At 61.3% G+C, this 17,033-nt stretch carries 20 protein-coding genes, 1 tRNA gene and 1 other RNA gene; 10 read left to right on the top strand and 12 right to left on the bottom strand.

The features are described 5' to 3' along the window. Positions 1-20: 20 nt before the first annotated feature. On the top strand, positions 21-1,670 hold the full coding sequence (locus CHC01_RS11115; protein WP_089264329.1) for an acyl-CoA synthetase: 1,650 nt from the start codon (positions 21-23) through the stop codon (positions 1,668-1,670). 56 nt (positions 1,671-1,726) lie between these two features. Next, positions 1,727-2,515: a Rossmann-fold NAD(P)-binding domain-containing protein gene (locus CHC01_RS11120; RefSeq protein ID WP_244558304.1), complete on the top strand. Its 789-nt coding sequence runs from the start codon at positions 1,727-1,729 to the stop codon at positions 2,513-2,515. On the opposite strand, the gene CHC01_RS11125 is transcribed toward CHC01_RS11120, so the two are convergent. The 7 genes from CHC01_RS11125 to CHC01_RS11155 all read right to left on the bottom strand — a co-directional run bounded on the left by CHC01_RS11125 (position 2,496) and on the right by CHC01_RS11155 (position 9,789). Then, positions 2,496-3,293, bottom strand: a complete 798-nt coding sequence (locus CHC01_RS11125) for an MBL fold metallo-hydrolase (RefSeq protein ID WP_089264330.1) — start codon at positions 3,291-3,293, stop codon at positions 2,496-2,498. The genes CHC01_RS11120 and CHC01_RS11125 overlap by 20 nt on opposite strands. Beyond that, positions 3,290-4,096: a TatD family hydrolase gene (locus tag CHC01_RS11130; RefSeq protein ID WP_089264331.1), complete on the bottom strand. Its 807-nt coding sequence runs from the start codon at positions 4,094-4,096 to the stop codon at positions 3,290-3,292. Before CHC01_RS11130 ends, CHC01_RS11125 begins: the two co-directional genes overlap by 4 nt. 8 nt (positions 4,097-4,104) lie before the next feature. Continuing rightward, positions 4,105-5,670 (bottom strand): methionine--tRNA ligase, encoded by a 1,566-nt coding sequence (gene metG / locus CHC01_RS11135; RefSeq protein ID WP_089264332.1) that lies wholly within the window; start codon positions 5,668-5,670, stop codon positions 4,105-4,107. A 72-nt stretch (positions 5,671-5,742) separates the two neighbouring features. Continuing rightward, positions 5,743-6,789: a DNA polymerase III subunit delta' gene (locus CHC01_RS11140; RefSeq protein ID WP_089264333.1), complete on the bottom strand. Its 1,047-nt coding sequence runs from the start codon at positions 6,787-6,789 to the stop codon at positions 5,743-5,745. Further along, on the bottom strand, positions 6,786-7,472 hold the full coding sequence (tmk, locus tag CHC01_RS11145) for a dTMP kinase (RefSeq protein WP_089264334.1): 687 nt from the start codon (positions 7,470-7,472) through the stop codon (positions 6,786-6,788). Before tmk ends, CHC01_RS11140 begins: the two co-directional genes overlap by 4 nt. Position 7,473: 1 nt before the next feature. Next, on the bottom strand, positions 7,474-8,733 hold the full coding sequence (locus CHC01_RS11150) for a D-alanyl-D-alanine carboxypeptidase family protein (protein WP_089264335.1): 1,260 nt from the start codon (positions 8,731-8,733) through the stop codon (positions 7,474-7,476). 120 nt (positions 8,734-8,853) lie between these two features. Then, positions 8,854-9,789: a septal ring lytic transglycosylase RlpA family protein gene (locus tag CHC01_RS11155; RefSeq protein WP_089264336.1), complete on the bottom strand. Its 936-nt coding sequence runs from the start codon at positions 9,787-9,789 to the stop codon at positions 8,854-8,856. A 337-nt stretch (positions 9,790-10,126) separates the two neighbouring features. On the opposite strand from CHC01_RS11155, the gene CHC01_RS11160 reads away from it, so the two are divergent. Continuing rightward, a complete protein-coding gene (locus tag CHC01_RS11160; RefSeq protein WP_089264337.1) occupies positions 10,127-10,291 on the top strand; it encodes a Flp family type IVb pilin in 165 nt (54 codons plus the stop codon). A gap of 75 nt (positions 10,292-10,366) precedes the next feature. Here the strand turns inward: CHC01_RS11160 and CHC01_RS33310 are convergent, their stop codons facing one another. Next, a complete protein-coding gene (locus CHC01_RS33310) occupies positions 10,367-10,489 on the bottom strand; it encodes a hypothetical protein (RefSeq protein ID WP_276509758.1) in 123 nt (40 codons plus the stop codon). Between the two features lie 237 nt (positions 10,490-10,726). Between CHC01_RS33310 and CHC01_RS11165 the strand changes: the two genes are divergently transcribed. Then, on the top strand, positions 10,727-10,984 hold the full coding sequence (locus tag CHC01_RS11165) for a hypothetical protein (RefSeq protein ID WP_141137084.1): 258 nt from the start codon (positions 10,727-10,729) through the stop codon (positions 10,982-10,984). A gap of 381 nt (positions 10,985-11,365) precedes the next feature. Beyond that, complete coding sequence (locus CHC01_RS11170; RefSeq protein ID WP_089264339.1) at positions 11,366-11,605, top strand: hypothetical protein; 240 nt, start codon at positions 11,366-11,368, stop codon at positions 11,603-11,605. 81 nt (positions 11,606-11,686) lie between these two features. Here the strand turns inward: CHC01_RS11170 and ssrA are convergent. Both ssrA and CHC01_RS11180 read right to left on the bottom strand, forming a co-directional pair. Beyond that, positions 11,687-12,039: a transfer-messenger RNA gene (ssrA, locus tag CHC01_RS11175) on the bottom strand. A 38-nt stretch (positions 12,040-12,077) separates the two neighbouring features. Next, positions 12,078-12,440: a hypothetical protein gene (locus CHC01_RS11180; RefSeq protein WP_089264340.1), complete on the bottom strand. Its 363-nt coding sequence runs from the start codon at positions 12,438-12,440 to the stop codon at positions 12,078-12,080. A gap of 168 nt (positions 12,441-12,608) precedes the next feature. On the opposite strand from CHC01_RS11180, the gene CHC01_RS11185 reads away from it, so the two are divergent. The 5 genes from CHC01_RS11185 to CHC01_RS11200 all read left to right on the top strand — a co-directional run bounded on the left by CHC01_RS11185 (position 12,609) and on the right by CHC01_RS11200 (position 15,163). Beyond that, a tRNA-Ser gene (locus CHC01_RS11185) sits at positions 12,609-12,698 on the top strand. 97 nt (positions 12,699-12,795) lie between these two features. After that, the gene (locus CHC01_RS11190) at positions 12,796-13,215 is read left to right on the top strand and encodes a tail fiber protein (protein ID WP_089264341.1); all 420 of its coding nucleotides are present in this window, start codon (positions 12,796-12,798) and stop codon (positions 13,213-13,215) included. A 77-nt stretch (positions 13,216-13,292) separates the two neighbouring features. Beyond that, positions 13,293-13,523: a hypothetical protein gene (locus CHC01_RS11195; RefSeq protein ID WP_089264342.1), complete on the top strand. Its 231-nt coding sequence runs from the start codon at positions 13,293-13,295 to the stop codon at positions 13,521-13,523. Between the two features lie 375 nt (positions 13,524-13,898). Beyond that, the gene (locus CHC01_RS31900) at positions 13,899-14,504 is read left to right on the top strand and encodes a hypothetical protein (RefSeq protein WP_141137085.1); all 606 of its coding nucleotides are present in this window, start codon (positions 13,899-13,901) and stop codon (positions 14,502-14,504) included. Between the two features lie 62 nt (positions 14,505-14,566). Further along, positions 14,567-15,163, top strand: coding sequence for an Abi-alpha family protein (locus CHC01_RS11200; protein ID WP_089264343.1), 597 nt, complete (start codon positions 14,567-14,569; stop codon positions 15,161-15,163). Between the two features lie 48 nt (positions 15,164-15,211). On the opposite strand, the gene CHC01_RS11205 is transcribed toward CHC01_RS11200, so the two are convergent. Beyond that, positions 15,212-15,781: an Arm DNA-binding domain-containing protein gene (locus CHC01_RS11205; RefSeq protein ID WP_089264344.1), complete on the bottom strand. Its 570-nt coding sequence runs from the start codon at positions 15,779-15,781 to the stop codon at positions 15,212-15,214. Between the two features lie 452 nt (positions 15,782-16,233). Continuing rightward, the gene (locus CHC01_RS11215; RefSeq protein ID WP_089264346.1) at positions 16,234-16,824 is read right to left on the bottom strand and encodes a hypothetical protein; all 591 of its coding nucleotides are present in this window, start codon (positions 16,822-16,824) and stop codon (positions 16,234-16,236) included. Positions 16,825-17,033: the final 209 nt, after the last annotated feature.

The raw sequence follows: 17,033 nt of genomic DNA on the forward strand, positions 1-17,033 counted from the left end.
CCAAATACGAGAGGGCCACTATGATCCCGGATCAAGGCGCCTACAGCGTCGGCCTCGACCAGACTCCGGCCAACTTCGTGCCGCTGTCGCCACTGAGTTTTCTCAAACGCAGCGCGGCGGTTTATCCAGACCTCACCAGCACCGTCTATGAGGGACGCCGTTTCACCTGGGCGCAAACCTATGAACGCTGCCGGCGCTTTGCCTCGTTCCTGACGGGGCGCGGCATCGGACGGGGCGACACCGTCGCGGCGATGCTGCCGAACCTGCCGGCGATGAACGAAGCCCACTTCGCCGTGCCCATGGCCGGCGCCGTCCTCAACGCCTTGAACATCCGGCTCGACGCCGCGGCCATCGCGTTTCAGCTCGACCATGGCGGCGCCAGGCTGCTGCTGGTCGACCCTGAATTCTCCGGCGTGATCACCGAGGCCCTCGGCCTGATGACCGGACCGAAGCCGTCCGTGATTGACGTCGACGACGCGTCGTTCGCCGGTGGCCAGCGAATCGGAGAGCTCGAATACGAGACCGCCCTTGCCGAAGGCAGTCCCGATTTCACCAGCGCCTTTCCGCTCGACGAATGGGACGCCATCGCGCTCGGCTACACCTCGGGAACCACCGGCAATCCGAAAGGCGTGGTGACCCATCACCGCGGCGCCTACCTCAACGCGGTCTCCAACATTCTCGCAGCCGGCCTCGGCCAGCATCCGGTCTATCTCTGGACCCTGCCGATGTTCCACTGCAACGGCTGGTGCTTCCCCTGGACGGTCGCGGCGAGTGCCGGCGTCAATGTCTGCCTGCGCAAGGTCGACCCGACCAAGATCTTCGCGCTGATGCGCGAGCACGGCGTCACCCACATGTCCGGCGCACCGATCGTCTACAACACGCTGATCAATGCGCCGGATGCGCCGATCTATTCGGGCGGGCCTCTCGTGCAGGGCTCGATCGCTGGCGCACCGCCGCCGATGGCGGTGCTGTCGGGTGCCGAGAAGATCGGCATCAAGCTGACTCACGTTTACGGCCTGACCGAGGTCTATGGCCCCGCCTCGGTCTGCGCCGAGCAGCCCGGCTGGGACGTCCTGCCCGCGGATGAACGTGCCAACCTGAAGCGCCGCCAGGGCGTGCCCTATCACCTGCAGGAAGCCGTGACGGTGATCGATCCCGAAACGATGCTGGAAGTGCCGCACGACGGCGAGACCATTGGCGAGGTCATGTTCCGGGGCAATATCGTGATGAAGGGCTATCTGAAGAACGAGAAGGCCACCAAGGAGGCCTTCGAAGGCGGCTGGTTCCACACCGGCGATCTCGGCGTGCTCGACGCTGCCGGCTACGTGACCATCAAGGACCGCTCCAAGGACATCATCATCTCCGGCGGCGAGAACATCTCGTCAGTGGAAGTCGAGGACGTACTCTACAAACACCCGGCCGTGCTGTTCGCGGCCGTGGTCGCCAAGCCCGATGCGAAATGGGGCGAAGTGCCGTGCGCTTTCGTCGAGCTGAAGACCAATGCCGAGGCGACGGAAGCCGACATCATCGCGTTCTGCCGCGCGCAAATGCCGGGCTTCAAGACGCCGAAGGCCGTGGTGTTCGGCGTGATCCCGAAAACGTCGACAGGCAAAATCCAGAAGTTCCTGCTGCGGGATCAGGTGAAGTCGACGGGATCGTTCAGCGCATAAACTCGTCGTTCCGGGGCGCGGACGCCGTTAGGCGGTAGCGAACCCGGAACCTCGGCATGGGAGTCTCCGTGGAGCCAAGCGACATCGAGATTCCGGGTTCGCTCGCCGCCGGCGAGCACCCCGGAACAACAGTTTGGCGCTACCAAGAGGTCGCATCCATGACGCAGAACTTCGCCGCAATCATTCTCGGCGGGACCGGGCAAGTCGGTGGTGCAGCCGTCGCGGAACTACTGGCAATTCCCCAGTGCCGGGAAGTGGTGATGATCACCAGACTGCCCATCACCGCGCGATCGCGAGTGCGCAACGTCGTTCTCGATACCGGCGCTGCTGACTTTGCTGAGCGCACTGCCGCCCTTGCCCGTGAAGTTTTAAGCCAGGGTCCCGTCAGCGCCGTGAGCTGTGTGGGTGTCGGTTCGGGATCGATGCGGTGGAGCGAAGAGGAGCTGAAGCGCCTTGAACTCGGCGTTGTCGGCGCCTTCGCGCGTGGCTGCCGTGACGCCGGCATCGCCCAGTTCTGCCTGCTGTCTGCAGTAGGAAGCACAGCTCAAAGCCGGTTTCGCTATGTCCGCGTCATGGGTATGAAGGAAGACAATGTGCGCAACGTCGGTTTTACCCGCCTCGCGATCTTCCAGCCCGGCATTATTGTCGGCAACGCGCATACCCCGGCCTGGGTCGGTTGGCTGGGACGTCTCGTGCCTGGTCGGTTTGGCAATGTCGATCAGCGTGACATCGGCCGTTCAATCGCTGCCGAGATCGCCCTGCATCACCGCGAGACCGGCGTCGTGATCCTTGAGAACGCCGCCATGAAAGCGCTCGCTGCTCAAATTACTCCACCGTCAGTCTGATCCCGTCATAGGCGGGGACCACACTCTCCGGCAGTATCGCCTTTACCGCCTCGTAATCCACATCCGCCGTCATATTGGTGATCACCGTCCGCTTCGGCTTGAAGCGGTCGCGCCAGCGCAGCGCATCACTGATGCTGAAATGGCTGGGATGCTGCGTATAGCGCAGCCCATCGACGATCCAGAGATCGAGACCTTCGAGCGCCGGCCAGCTCTCTTCCGGGATGTCGTTGAGATCAGGCGTATAGGCGGTGTTGTCGATCCGGTAGCCCAGCGCCGGGATGTTGCCATGCTGGACCAGGAACGGCGTCAGCGTCAGGTCGCCGCCCTTCCCGGTGATGGTTCGGCTCTCACCAGCCTCGATGCTGACGCGGTCGAGGATCGGCGGATAGTCGCTGCCGGGAGGCGACTGAAAGCAGTAGCCGAAGCGCAGCATGATATCCGTCGCCGTCGAGGCGTTCATATAGACCGGGATACGCTTGCGGCGCTTCAGCACCACTGAGCGGAGGTCGTCCATGCCGTGGGTCTGGTCCGCATGCTCATGCGTCAGGAAGACTGCATCGATGTCATCGACATCGGCGTCGATGAGCTGCTCGCGCAGGTCCGGCGAGGTGTCGATCACAACGCGCGTGACGCCCTCGGGCCCGATCCGCTCCGCCATCATCGAACAACGACGGCGACGATTCCTGGGATTGGCGGGATCGCAGGCGCCCCAGCCCAGCGCCGGGCGCGGCACACCCGCCGAGGATCCCGAGCCGAGAATGGTGAGCACCAGCGTCATGCCGGCACGCCAGTGCCAGGGCCGCTCCCGGCGGACGCCTTGCTGAACAGGCGAAAGAAGTTCTCTGTGGTCTGCCGCGACAGTTCTTCGAGCGACACGCCTCGCGTTTCCGCGAGCACCTTCGCCGTCTCGACCACATAAGATGGCTCGTTGCGCTTGCCGCGCCATTTGCCGGGCGCCAGATACGGCGCATCGGTTTCGACCATGATGCGGTCGGCGGGCAGCTCTGCCGCGAGATCGCGCAGCTCCTGCGACTTCTTGAAGGTGATGATGCCGGTGAAGGAGATCGACAGACCCATGTCGATGGCCTTCATCGCCAACTCCCGTCCGCCGGTGTAGCAATGCAGCACCGCCTTGAACGCGCCCTTCGCCATCTCCTCTGCGAGAATGGCGCCGCACTGCTCATCCGCCTCGCGGGTATGGATCACCAGCGGCAGACCGGTCGCACGCGCCGCGGCGATATGGGCGCGAAAGCCGCGCTCCTGCGCGCCGGACGATTCATGCTCGTAGAAATTATCGAGCCCGGCTTCGCCGAGAGCAATGACCTTCGGATGTTTCGTCAGTTCGATCAGTTCTTCGGCGGGAATGCCGTCTTCCTCGTCGGCATTGTGCGGATGGGTGCCGACCGAGCAATAGACGTTCGGAAAGCGCTCCGCGATCGCGAGCAGCGCCGGCAGGCGGCGCACCCGCGTCGAGATGGTCACGAGCTTGCCGACGCCGGCGGCTTCGGCACGCGCCACTATACCGTCGAGATCTTCGGCGAAATCGGGAAAATCGAGATGGCAGTGGCTATCGACAAGCATCGTTGAACTCAGGTCGCAGCGGCGGGCTCGACATAGCGCGGGAATACGCCGGTCGGAGTCGGCAGTTGCGTTCCAGCCTTGATGCGGTTGGCCAATGCCGTGAAGTCGCGTTCGCCATCGGGGATGCCAAGCACATCGAGTAGCTTCGCACATGACGCCGGCATTACCGGCTGCGCCAGGATCGCGACCTGCCGCACGACTTCGGCGGTCACGTAGAGCACCGTGGCCTGCTTCTTCGGATCGGTCTTGGCGAGCGCCCACGGCGCCTCGCCCGCGAAATAGCGGTTGGCTTCGGCGACCACGGCCCAGACCGCATTTAGCGCCTGATGGATCTGCTGCGTCGCCATCGCGGTGCGCGCGAGCTCCAGCATGCCGTCGGCCTGCGCCAGGATGGCCTTGTCGTTGTCGCTGAAGTCGCCGGGCTCGGGCAGCACGCCGCCATACTGCTTGGCGATCATCGACAGCGAGCGCTGCGCGAGATTGCCGAGATCGTTGGCGAGGTCAGCATTGGTGCGATTGACGATGGCTTCGTGATTGTAGCTGCCGTCCTGCCCGAACGAGACTTCACGCATGAAGAAATAGCGCATCTGATCGACGCCATATTGCTGCGCCATGCCGATCGGATCGACCACGTTGCCGACCGACTTCGACATCTTCTCACCGCGGTTGAGCAGGAAGCCGTGACTGAAAACGCGATGCGGGACGTCGACGCCTGCCGCCATCAGGAATGCAGGCCAGTACACCGCGTGAAAGCGAACGATATCCTTGCCGATCACATGCAGATTCGCAGGCCAGTAGCGCTTGAAGCTTTCGCCATCGACATCCGGATAGCCGGCTGCCGTGATGTAGTTGGTCAGCGCATCGATCCAGACATACATCACATGGCCGGGCGCACCCGGCACCTTGATGCCCCAGTCGAACGTGGTCCGCGAAATCGACAGATCCTGCAGGCCGCCCTTGACGAAACTCGTCACTTCGTTGAGACGCTCGCGCGGCAACACGAAGTCCGGAACGCGCGCGTATAGATCGAGCAGCTTGTCCTGGTAGGCGGACAGACGGAAGAAATAAGTTTCCTCCTCGGTCCACTCGACCGGCGAGCCGAGCGGCTCACGCCGCACGCCATCGTCGCCGAGCGTCGTTTCCGCTTCGTCGAAATAGGCTTCCTGGCGAACCGAGTACCAGCCGGCATATTTGTCGAGATAGATGGCGCCAGCCTTCTCGAGCGCGACCCACAGCGCCTGAACGGAGCGCTCATGGCGCTTCTCGGTGGTGCGAATGTAGTCGTCATAGGAAATGTTGAGCGCGACATCCATCTCGCGAAAACGCGCCGAATTCCGGTCGGCCAGTTCGAGCGGGGTCAGGCCTTCCTTGACGGCGGTCTGCTGCATCTTCAGACCATGCTCATCCGTTCCGGTCAGGAAACGGACGTCGTAACCGTCGAGCCTCTGGAAGCGGGCAATCGTGTCGGTCGCCATGACCGTATAGGCATGACCGATATGCGGCACGCCATTGGGATAGAAGATCGGCGTTGTCAGAAAATACGCCGGTCGGGTTGCATCGGTTGCAGATGTCATGGCTGACTTTACGGACCTTGAATAAGACGATCTTGGTGAAGCGCGGATCGGCTGAAACCAGTCTCGCAGCGATCAGCGCGTTGCTTCCGCGAGCAGTCCAAACACCGAGAAAACCAGCGGTTTTCGCTCGAGATTGTAGGATTCGGTCTCGCGCGCGGCTCGGTTGATCTTTTCCCATACCTCCGCCAACCGCGCAAGGCGGGGCAGATTGGCGTTGGCATTGGCATCGTCCGCCCGCATGCGCTCGCCGATCCAGCGGTCGACACTGTCGACAAAGGCGCCGAGCGCGACACGGTCACTGGTCCCCAGCGCATCCCCCAGCGCATGCAGCTCGCGTGGATCGACATGGGGCAGCGTATTCAGCAGCGAGGCGGTGCGCTGGTGCAGTTTCAGCGCGCCGCCGCCGAGTAGATTCAGAGCGCGCGACACACTGCCTTCGGAGGCTTCAGCGACCTCTTTGAGCAAGGGATCGCTGGTTTCGATCTCGCCGGCCTGCGACGTGGCGCGGGTCACGTCGGCAACGGAAAGCGGACGCAGCGCCAGCTTGCGACAGCGCGACTGGATGGTCGGCAACACGCGCGCCTGCGCATGTGTCACCAGCAGGAATAGCGAACGCAGCGGCGGCTCTTCAAGCACCTTCAGCAGCGCGTTGGCAGCGTTGGCATTCAACTCGTCGACTGTATCGACGATACAGACACGCCAGCCGTCAACGGCGGCGGTCGAGCCGAAGAACGATACGGTCTGCCGGGTCTCATCGACAGTGATGACCGTGCGCATCACGCCCTTGTCGTTGAGCGAACGTTCCAGCGTCAGCAGGCCGCCATGGGATTCGGCGGCGACCTGGCGCACGACCGGATGCATCGGATCGAGACCGAGCGATGTTGCGGATTGCACTTGCGGCGATGTGGGATCGCGATGCGCCAGTACGAAACGCGCCATGCGATAGGCCAAAGTCGCCTTGCCGATGCCCTGCGGACCGCCGATCAGCCAGGCATGCGGAATGCGGCCGCCGCGATAGGCGTTGAGCAGCGTGGCCTCGGCATCCTGATGACCGAACAGCGCGGTTGTTTCGCGCGGATGGGGAACCGAGATCGTCTGCTCGGATGACTTTGCGCTCATGCCGAAGTGACCTCGTGGTTCGACGGCGTCAGAAGGCGTCGGCGCAACACGCCCCAGATATTGTTCGATACGATCTTTGGATCTGCATTGGCGTCGATCAGTATGCAGCGTTGCGGTTCATCGGCTGCGATCTGCCGGAACGCGTCACGCAGCCCCTGATGAAAGGCGATGCCCTCGGCCTCGAACCTGTCGGGCACATCATTGCCACGCCGCGCTGCTGCGCGCCGCATGCCGATCGACACCGGGATATCGAGAATGACAGTAAGATCCGGTTTGAGCCTCCCGATGGTGACGCGCTCCATCGCATTGAGCAGTTCCGGCGAGACATGGCCGAGCCGGCCCTGATAGGCGCGCGTCGAATCCGAGAAGCGATCACACAGCACCCAGATGCCCTGCTCCAGCGCCGGCGCAATCACCGCATGGACATGGTCGTCGCGCGCCGCGGCAAACAGCAGCGTCTCGGCTTCGGGGCCGAGCAGTTTGCCCATGCCCGAGAGCACCACATGGCGGATGATCTCGGCACCGGGCGAACCGCCGGGCTCGCGGGTGACGATGACGCGCTTGCCTTCCGCCTCGAGCCGGTCAGCCAGAATCTTGATCTGGGTCGATTTGCCGGCGCCCTCGCCGCCCTCGAAACTGACGAAGCGCCCGCGCGGCGGCGGTGTCGTGGGCGTGTCCGTCATGTCAGAGCTTCTCGGCGCCGGCGCGGAACAGTCCGATCACCAGCTCACCGGCGCCGTCCACGGCGCGCCGCATGGTCGATCCCGTGCCGACCGCGGCCGCCGTATAGAGCGGCGTCTCGACGGCGATATTGGCGCCGCGCCAGACCTTGATCACGCCGACCGGCTGACCGGGCTCGATGGGCGCACGCACGGGGCCCTTGTAGACGACGCGAGCGATCAGCTTGTCGGTGCCGTTCTTCTGCACCATCACCTTGACCGGCTCCTTGGCCGAGAGCGCGACCGAGCGGCTCTCGCCGCCAAACACCTTGGCGAAGCCGACGGTCTGGTCGGCTGCGAACAGCGTGCGGGCCTCGAAATTCTTGAAACCCCACTCCAGCAGCTTCTTCGCCTCGGTCGCACGATCGTCCGGATCGTCCAGACCGTTGATCACCACGATCAGCCGCATGCCGTCGCGGATGGCCGAGCCGACCATGCCGTAGCCACCATCCTTGGTGTAGCCGGTCTTGAAACCGTCAGCGCCGTCCAGCGTCGCCAGCAACGGATTGCGGTTCTGCTGGCGGATCTTGTTCCAGGTGAATTCGCGCTCGCCGAACAGTTTGTAGAATTCGGGATAGGTGCGAACGATATGTCGGGCGAGCAGACCAAGCTCGCGCACCGTCATCTTGTTGCCAGCGTCCGGCAGACCGTTGGAATTGGCGAAGGTGGATTTCGGCATGCCCAGCGCACGCGCCCGTGCCGTCATCTTCTCGGCAAAGGCCGCCTCGCCGCCTGCAATGCCCTCCGCCAGGATCATGCAAGAGTCGTTGCCGCTCTGGATGATGGCGCCGCGCAAGAGATCAGCGACCGGCACACGGCTGTTGATGGCAGCGAACATGGTCGATGCGCCTGCCGGCGCGCCGCCCTTGCGCCAGGAATTCTCGCTGACGCGGTATTCGTCCGTGAGCTTGATGTCGCCGCGGGTCAGCGCGTCGAACACCAGTTCGACGGTCATCAGCTTCATCATGCTGGAGGGCGCGCGGAGCTCATCCGCATTCTTCTCGAACAGCACGCTGCCGGAGCCGGCCTCGATCAGGATCGCGGTCGGCGCATCGGTGTCGTAACCGCCGTCCTCGACGACCTTCTTGGCGCCCTGCACGCTCTGGTTCGCAGCCTGCGCTGTTGGGCCGAGGACGACGCCAAACGCCACCAGCGCAGCCAGCAGCGTCCGCCAGCTCCGCGCGGCGAATTGCGGTCGTTTCAAGGGGATGGAGCCAGATGCCATGTGCTGTCCTGAGTGCTCAGGTCTTAACAGGATCACCGATGGCAAACAACGCGAAGGTGCAACGCAGATCAGCGCGCCATACTGCGCCCGTCTGGTGTCGGTCGTGAACGACGAACCGGCTTAGTAGAGACCGCGGCCGGACAGGATAGCCTGGGCGCCGCGCGCATCGACCGTGCCGTCATCCGGCTCGGCAGGCGCCGCATATGCGGCGTTGCTCTCATAGGACACCGCGCGGTGGTTCTCGCTCATCCGCGGTGCCGATGCCGTGCGCATGCGGCTCGACGCCGACATTTCCGACGTCGAACGGATCGACGCCACATCGGCCGAGGTATTGCCGAGCGAATACGGGCGGCCCTCCGGCAGAGGGACATCGCGCGAGACAACACGACCACCCTGCATGTCGGGCACGAAAGAGCGCGCCGAGGCGACACGCACCAGCGATGGCGACGGTGCCGGCTCACCGGTGCGCAGAGTGGCAACGAGCTGGCGATCGTCCGACCCTTCCAGCGGCGCGCGGCCGACATATTCGACGCGAACCTTGGCGGTGCCGTTACCCTTGAATTCGAGCAGTTCGGCGGCCTTGTTCGAGACGTCGATCAGGCGGTTGCCGTGATACGGGCCGCGATCGTTGACGCGAACGATCAGCGACTTGCCGTTATAGACGTTGGTCACGCGGGCATAGCTCGGTATCGGCAGCGTCGGATGGGCCGCGGTGAGCGAGGCCATGTCGAACACTTCGCCATTGGCTGTCAGACGGCCATGAAACGCGTCGCCATACCAGGAGGCGATGCCTTCAGCGCGGTAATTGATGTTCTCTTCCGGCACATAGAGCTTGCCGGCGACGGTGTAGGGCTTGCCGACACGGTAGGTGCCGCCGCCTTTGGGAACCGGCTCGCCCATCCCGACGACCCGAGGACTGCTCGAGACGCCATATTTCGGATCGAGGCGGCTGAAGCTGGTGGTGGAGGAGGAACAATTGGCCAGCGCCAGACAGGCGCTGATGGCCGCTGCTGCCTGAACAGCCTGGCCGAGTCGGTTTGACCCACGAATCCCCATACGCCCCAATACCATTCCAGCGGCCGCCTGCCCATCTCCGGGCATCCCCACGGCCAAAATCCCGATGCAGCCCACTTCCGCATCAAGTGGTGAATATATCGCAGCCGGATCGCGGCGGAAATGGGGAGAGCCCCGGTATGGTAAACAGAGCATGTGGGTTTTCAGCCCGCACGCCGGGTGTCGCTCGCACCGCACACGTCGCGCTAGAAGTTCCTCTTGCGATCGGTGAGATGGCACCGTGATTGTGTTCAACCACTTCAGAACACGCGCATTTTTTCCGGGATCGACGCTTACATATTTACCCCGGATTCAGACGAGCTTCGTAGCGTGCACCACTATGAAAAACCTCATCAAGCGATTTATCGCAGACGAAACCGGCGCCACGGCCATCGAATATGGACTGATTGCCGCCGGCATTGCCCTCGCCATCATTGCCGTCATCAACGGTATGGGCACCAAACTCAATGGCAAGTTCACATCGATCAACTCGTCACTGAAGTGACGACCTGACGATCCATTCTCACTCCCCGCGCCGCCACGGCGCGCGGAGTTCTCCCTCAAGTTACGTCTCGCACGATCAATCGTACCACTCGCGGCGGATATACGGGCCGTACAACACGTCCTGACGCCAGCGATAGACCTGCACCAGCAGGCCGCCGACACCGGCAACAACACTCAGCAACAACAAGGTCTCAATCACCACAAAGCCCCCGGCATTCTCGTTGGGCACAGCGATACATGGTGATTTTTAAGATCCCCGCTGCGGTTTGTTTTGAATTTGCGGCCCGCCGCTAACGGAGATTAATTTCCGCAACTCGCTCCCCCGTCCGTTTCAACTATTTGTTAGTTGAATGATCACGCATGATTTGGATTTGATAGCGGAACGCGCTGACGCGATTCCTGGCGGGACTCTTGCGGCGGGATGTTGGGGATGGAGATGGACGTTTCAAGGACGGACTGCGGCGGGATCACCGGTGCAGGAGAGTACAGGTTTCGCGATGGCCACCTGATCGTGACGCTCTACCAGATCGCGATCTGGGCCGAACATCCCGAAGCCATCTTCACCGTTGTTACATCGCGCTTCCACAACAGCATGAAGCTCTATGTGCTCGGGTCATGGCGCCTGCCGAATGCTGCAACGTCGAGTGAGCAGCCACCTGCTCCCGCTAGTGCGGAAGGAATGTCGCTGCATTGATCACGGTGACGACCGCGAAAGCCATCACCCATAGCGGCCAGACGGGCGCCTGCGCCCGCGGGCGGAACTGTCGGGGAACGCCGAAATTGCGTGCCATTGCCTGCTCCATTGCATCGACCGAACGACACTGAATGTGAGCATGCATTCTGTTAAAATTGCGTCGTGGCTTCGGCTATAATTTGTGCGTCCACGGCAAGCATAGCCTCGGCGCGCGACGCTTCGTGGCGACGCGGAGTGAGCTGGCAGCGAAGCTGGACCCCATCGCATCGTGACGATGGATACCTGCCGACTATCAGACGCACATGCTGCCGGTAAGGTTGATTGGTTAGGTTAAACCGGTAATTGCATTGACCGCACCTGCAGCCTTGCTCAATTGCCGGCATGATCGACGATGACGACAGCTATGAGTTGAATGACCAGGGCATCCGGGTACTGATCGGGCTGACTATGGAAGAGACTGCGGAATTCACCCGCCTCGACGGCACCATCGGTCACGGCCGCCCGCCTGGGATCTCGCTCGAACAATGGGCCCATGCCGAAGACCGGCGCTGGCTCGAACTCTATCAGAAACACGAAAATGCGCGGCAGCCGTTCCTGCAGGCCGGCAAGACCAGGCACTGAGCGCACGGAAGCGCTATTCTCCGACACCGCAAACTAGAAGCCTAGGCAAATTAAAAGCCGCGCCAACCCGAAGGTTGACGCGGCCATGGCCGTTCTGTTGCAAGGTGGACCTACCCCGAACGGTTACGCCGCGAGGCGCACTTCGTTCATGCGAACGTTATCGTTTGCATTTAGGTTTTGACCCGATAACGGCGGTATCATGCCGAGCACAATTCACAACTTCTTCGCGGCCATCGATCCTGTTTCGCCCCCGCCTGAGCAGCCCGTGCATTTCACCATCCGGCGAAATCGACCTCACCTGGATGAGATCGCGAGCTGCTGAGGTGGAGGCGCCGGGTACTGCCCCCGGGTCTGCCCGCAGTCCATTGAGAGGTTCAGCGCCATCGTCTTGCGACGAACCAGATATAGGCGCGATCTCAGGCGAAATCTAGGCTCGGTCCGCCCTGCTTTCCGGGCGGAATGCCGCTGGCCGCTAGCCCTTCTTGGCGGAACTCTTTTTGGTAGCGGTCTTTTTGGCAGCGCGCTTGGCCGCCTCTGCCTTGGCCGGCTTTTCTTTAGGTGCCGTGATCTTTGCGGGTTTGGCTTCGGCAACCGGTGCTTCGACCGGCGGCAATTCCACAGCCTGAGGCCCTGAACCCTGTGTCTCGACGGTCAGAAGCTCGACCGCCGGCTTCCCGGCAGGCTTCGCAGCAGCCACCTTCTTCACCGCAGGCGCAGGCTTGCTCTCCGCGGGCGCGGCAGCCTTGCCGACCTCCTTGATCAGCCGCTGCGCGGCTTCGAATTTGGCCTCGCGCATCGCACGCAAGGCGTCGGCGCGCGGCGTCGGGTTTGCCATGTTGGTCTCCGTCCTCAGAATCGTCAGGCTTTGCTTAGCACGCCCGGCGCCCGGCACCGACCGGCCCTAGGGAATCCCCGTGTTTGATGATTTCAGCCCCGGACAGCCGCCCCGGCGCAATCCTCTCTTTCCCTCGGCAGGCCGCTTTGCTAAGCGCTGTCCCACGACGGAAAGGTGGCCGAGTGGTTTAAGGCAGCGGTCTTGAAAACCGCCGTGCCTGCAAGGGTACCGTGGGTTCGAATCCCACCCTTTCCGCCAAACACCTTTTCAACCTGCTGATATAATTGATAAATATAGAGATTCTTCTTTCTGCCCTAATATGTGCCCCAAACATCTGCATTAAGTGGGAGCCGCGATGTCCACTCGATTTTTCATGGTCGGAGTGTTGTTAGCGTTGCTGATTCCAACGCCGACCTTTGCTCAAGAACAACCGCTGGTCCGGTTGCCACCGAAGCTCACTAGCCCAACTCTCGGCTATAAGAACGGCACTCTAGGCGATACCGGCCGCGATATGAATGTTGGCGGGTGGCTAGTATTGAATGGCGCGGTTTTTCTAAACTCAGAATACCCTGACCTCGCAGCTACACTGAGGGAAGCTTACGCTTCAACCGGGTACACGCCGCCCGATCCTGACAGAACCATGCTGGTTAATGAACCTCATCAAACGAAGCCAAATGGAGAAATTGTGCGCGGCGCGGCGATATGCCCCTCGCGGGCCCTCTGCGGCGACTACGTCGGCACTATTCAACCGTTCGACCTCGACGCTTCGCTCTAAAGAAGAGAACCCGCCGGGGACGAATCAGGCGGAAAGTATGCGAACGTACGACTACGAACGATTCAAGGGAGAAAGCCATGGCGAAAGCGCCAAACGATGTCACTGGTCGAAACGTGTTCGAGAGCGCGCAACGCATTATGTCTGAGGGTACAGGTCAGGCTCGCGCTATTCCTGACGCCGTAATGGTCGAAAGTGTTAAGCAGCCCAACATCGAACCATCGCCCTCAAATCATGAACTGCTGACGCGCGCGTTAGATCTGCTCCAATCCATTGATCGACGCCTCGCAAATATCGAGAAGCAGGGCTGAATAGAAGAGGCCCGCCGGTTGGTCCCGGCGGGCGCCTGCCTATTGCTGGAGCGACTTAGGCCGCGATCGTCGTAAGCGTCTCGAAGTTGCGATGGAGAAAATGCTCCCAAGGTTTGCCCATGCGCACCTTGCCGGCTTTTGTGTCCGCAAGATCAACATCATCCAGGAGACCGTCGGGCCAGCGGCGCGGCAGCGGTCTCATTGCTGCCTAATGGCACAATCCGAATTGAGATCCACGCTGTCCCGATGGAGAAGCGATATTGGGATGATGGTGGCGACGATGAAGAGATCGCGGTCATCTGATCCAGTTTGCACCTGGCGCGCTGTCGCGTGCTCATCCCTGCCTGTTTCAACAGCCGTAACTGAGGATTGAGAATGGAGAAACAGTCAAAGGATCAGCCATCGAGAGGCCGTCCGTCTTGGATCAATTTACGCTCAATCGGAAACTCTGGACCGGCTCGGGCCGCTATTCTGGTGCCCGTGATCGGCTATCTAATCATTCTCAACTCCACACTGGTCGAATATTTGCGATTACACGGGATTGAACCAACCGGGTCTCTAACCATCTCGGACCGACTTTGGGACAGTAAAATATATCTCCTGTACTTCGGCCTGACGTTCTTCGGCATTGGCTCAGCAATTTATCAATGGAAATGTCCGCATTTCGTGAAGAAGTATGCGGACTGGACGGAGTATGTCGCTGGCACACGTCCGCATATCGAGACCGGTAATATCGGAACCTGGGCAAAACTAGTCGGCGCAGACTTAAACACTGATCGCACTAGAGCATTTTCGCGATCAGATGATGAACTGCTTAAACGCTACCTACAAACAAACTTTCTCAATATGTCATTCGCGCATCCATTTTGGCGGGCTGTGGTTGCAAGTTGCTTTGTTATTGGGTTCGCACTCTTGACTATACCATCAGCAATGACAGCAGCGCGGGTGGCGGGGGCGCTTATTTCTTCGATGACTAGGTAATTTTAAGCGCTTCGCGCACCTATCTACTTGCGGTAGCATCTGATTCCAACCGGGAGTCAGTGATGTCCGACAATCCCTATGAAAAATCGATCGAGGAAGGCGCGAAAGCCGCCGGCAAGTTCTTGGACGTCGTGAAAAGCGTTTCACCGGCTGTTGGAGATCTCTACGGGTTAGCAATCGGAGATCGTGTTCACGGATGGCGACAGCGCCACATAGATGCTGTTACCCGCAAAACCAAACGTATTCTAGAAGAGCGTGACGTCGAAGCTCAGGAGATACCGGAGCAAATAGCTCTTCCTCTCATAGAGGCAGCGCAAGGGGAGCCCCGAGAAGAACTTCAAGACTTGTACGCGAGGCTACTAGCGAACGCTATGGACCCTGCCAGTGCTGACAATGTGAGGCCAGAGTTCATCCAAACGGTGAAAGAACTACAACCAATCGACCTACGCATTTTATTGGGGGTCAGCACCTACAAAAGTCCGAACGAACAGCTTCCGCTAATTAATGAAATCTCGAAGGGTCTAGACCTGAGAGAGGCTGCTGCGGCGCTAGCTATTGCAAACCTTGAGCGGCTCAGTTGCGTGAGGCGGGTTGGCGGAGGTCAATATCTAGCCCTTTCTGAATATGGCCGCGAGTTTCTGATTGCAGTAAAAGCTTGAGCTTGGCTCACCAAAATGCCCTCCGCGCGATTCACGAGTCGCAACAAATCAATGTGACGCCGGACCTTCTCGCCCCTTAACGATCGGATAGCCTCGCGCGTCATGCGTGAGGCTCACTTTTCGGGCCGCGTTCGCCTCGCCGCACTCATCGCGAAATTGCTGCTGGATCACCTCTATTTCGAGGTCGTCGTCATCCGTGTGATTGCCAGAGAGGATCGCAGTGTGCTGGCGCGCTATAGCGTCGTATAGGGTGTTCTGCCATTGCTGAGCATGCTTGGCGTTCTTCCAGCCGGGCTTGTTGGCCTCGATGTAGCGTTTAGCGCACTCTGAGAACGTCAGGCCTGCGTCGGTATTGGGGCGGGTCTCAATTGGGTCTAGGCCCTGCGCAACGTTCTGACGGGCATCCGCGGCCAATTCGCGGGCTTTGGCTAACGAGACGCTGGTGAAACTACCCAGCCCCATCTCCCGCGACCGGCCCCGGAGCTTGAACAGGAAAACCCAGCGCTTGCCGCCATTGTCGGAAATCGAGAGATATAGCCCGCCGCCATCGCCATGCCGGCCACTGCGCTTCTCAGCCGCGACACCCCTCGCACTTAGCTTGTTCAGCGTCCTCGCCATCTCTGCCCCAAATCATGCCCCAAACGATAACCGTGATTTGGAGGCACACCAAGGGGCAAACAGAAACAGTCAGAAGTTTATGCCCTTGTATTATAGGAGCTTTATGGGATGGCCCGGAGTTTGAGGAAGCGTTAGGAAAGACACCTTAGGGTGACACCCCTTCCGCCATTTGCCGTATCATCCTCTGTCGGACGACATGATCGATCAATCCGAGCCAACGACGCCCGCTGAAACACTCGGCGCTCTCAAGCCGCCGCGCTGCGCGATGTGCAGGGCGCGGATGACATTGCTGGCTAGCGAGCCGGATAAAGCCGGCGGCGACAGATGCACTTTCGCCTGCCCGAAATGCGAATTCGTGAAGACCAAGATCGTCGGCGGCGCGCCCGATCTCAGCCGCCACAGGCCGCCCAAAAAAACACGACAGCCCCAGACACGTTAGGCCGCTTGAGGGATCACCGCGGCGGCTGTGTTGCTGCCGGGAGCGGAGCGCCGCCGACCGAGATGGCACCGACGGGACGATCGGCTGGACGCTTCCGCGGCGCCGTGGGTGCCGGGCGCGCGGCCACTGGCGCAGCCGGAGCTGCGGCCATGGGCGCTGGCGCCGCAGCGGCTGGAGCCGGAGCTGCAAGAACGCCCCTGCCCTGCAGCGTATCGATCTTGGCGGTTAGTCCGACGACCTGGGTCGTGAGGCCCTGGATCTGATCGGACAGGCGCTTCAACTCTGTCTGCTGCGCCGTCAGCAATTCGGTAGCAGCCTGGATCGAGCTTCCGGTCTGCTGCTGGAACGCCGCGAAATCAGTCGCGCTGACGCTGCCCTCCGCCGCGCTCGCCAACACCGGGGCGCTATCTCTGGGGCCAGTGCTTCCTGTCACGGCCTGTGCCATGTCGGTCAGTGCGTCGTGGTAGTTCAGCCAGAGATATCCACCGCCGCCAGCGAGGATCAACAGCACGACGATAACTCCGAACGGGCCGAACGACCTGCGCTTGCGCAGCGGCACGGGGGGCGGCCCGACATTGATCTCGTTATTGAACGTATCGGCCACTGGAGATCCTCACTTGCGACGTCCGATCCTGCGGCTCGGGGAGCGAGACAACCGGCGCGATTCCTTAGAGGCGTATGTAAGCAAAAAATCCACTGAGGTGAACTGCTGCGACTCGGTCATCCCCCATGTCGCCTCATCATGCCCGCGCTGATACGCCTTCAGCGCCCGTTAACCCTGCGCCGGACTGGCGTCGTCTCGCCGGCGCCGCA

This window comes from Tardiphaga sp. OK246, from assembly GCF_900188215.1.
In the GTDB taxonomy this organism is placed as follows: domain Bacteria; phylum Pseudomonadota; class Alphaproteobacteria; order Rhizobiales; family Xanthobacteraceae; genus Tardiphaga; species Tardiphaga robiniae.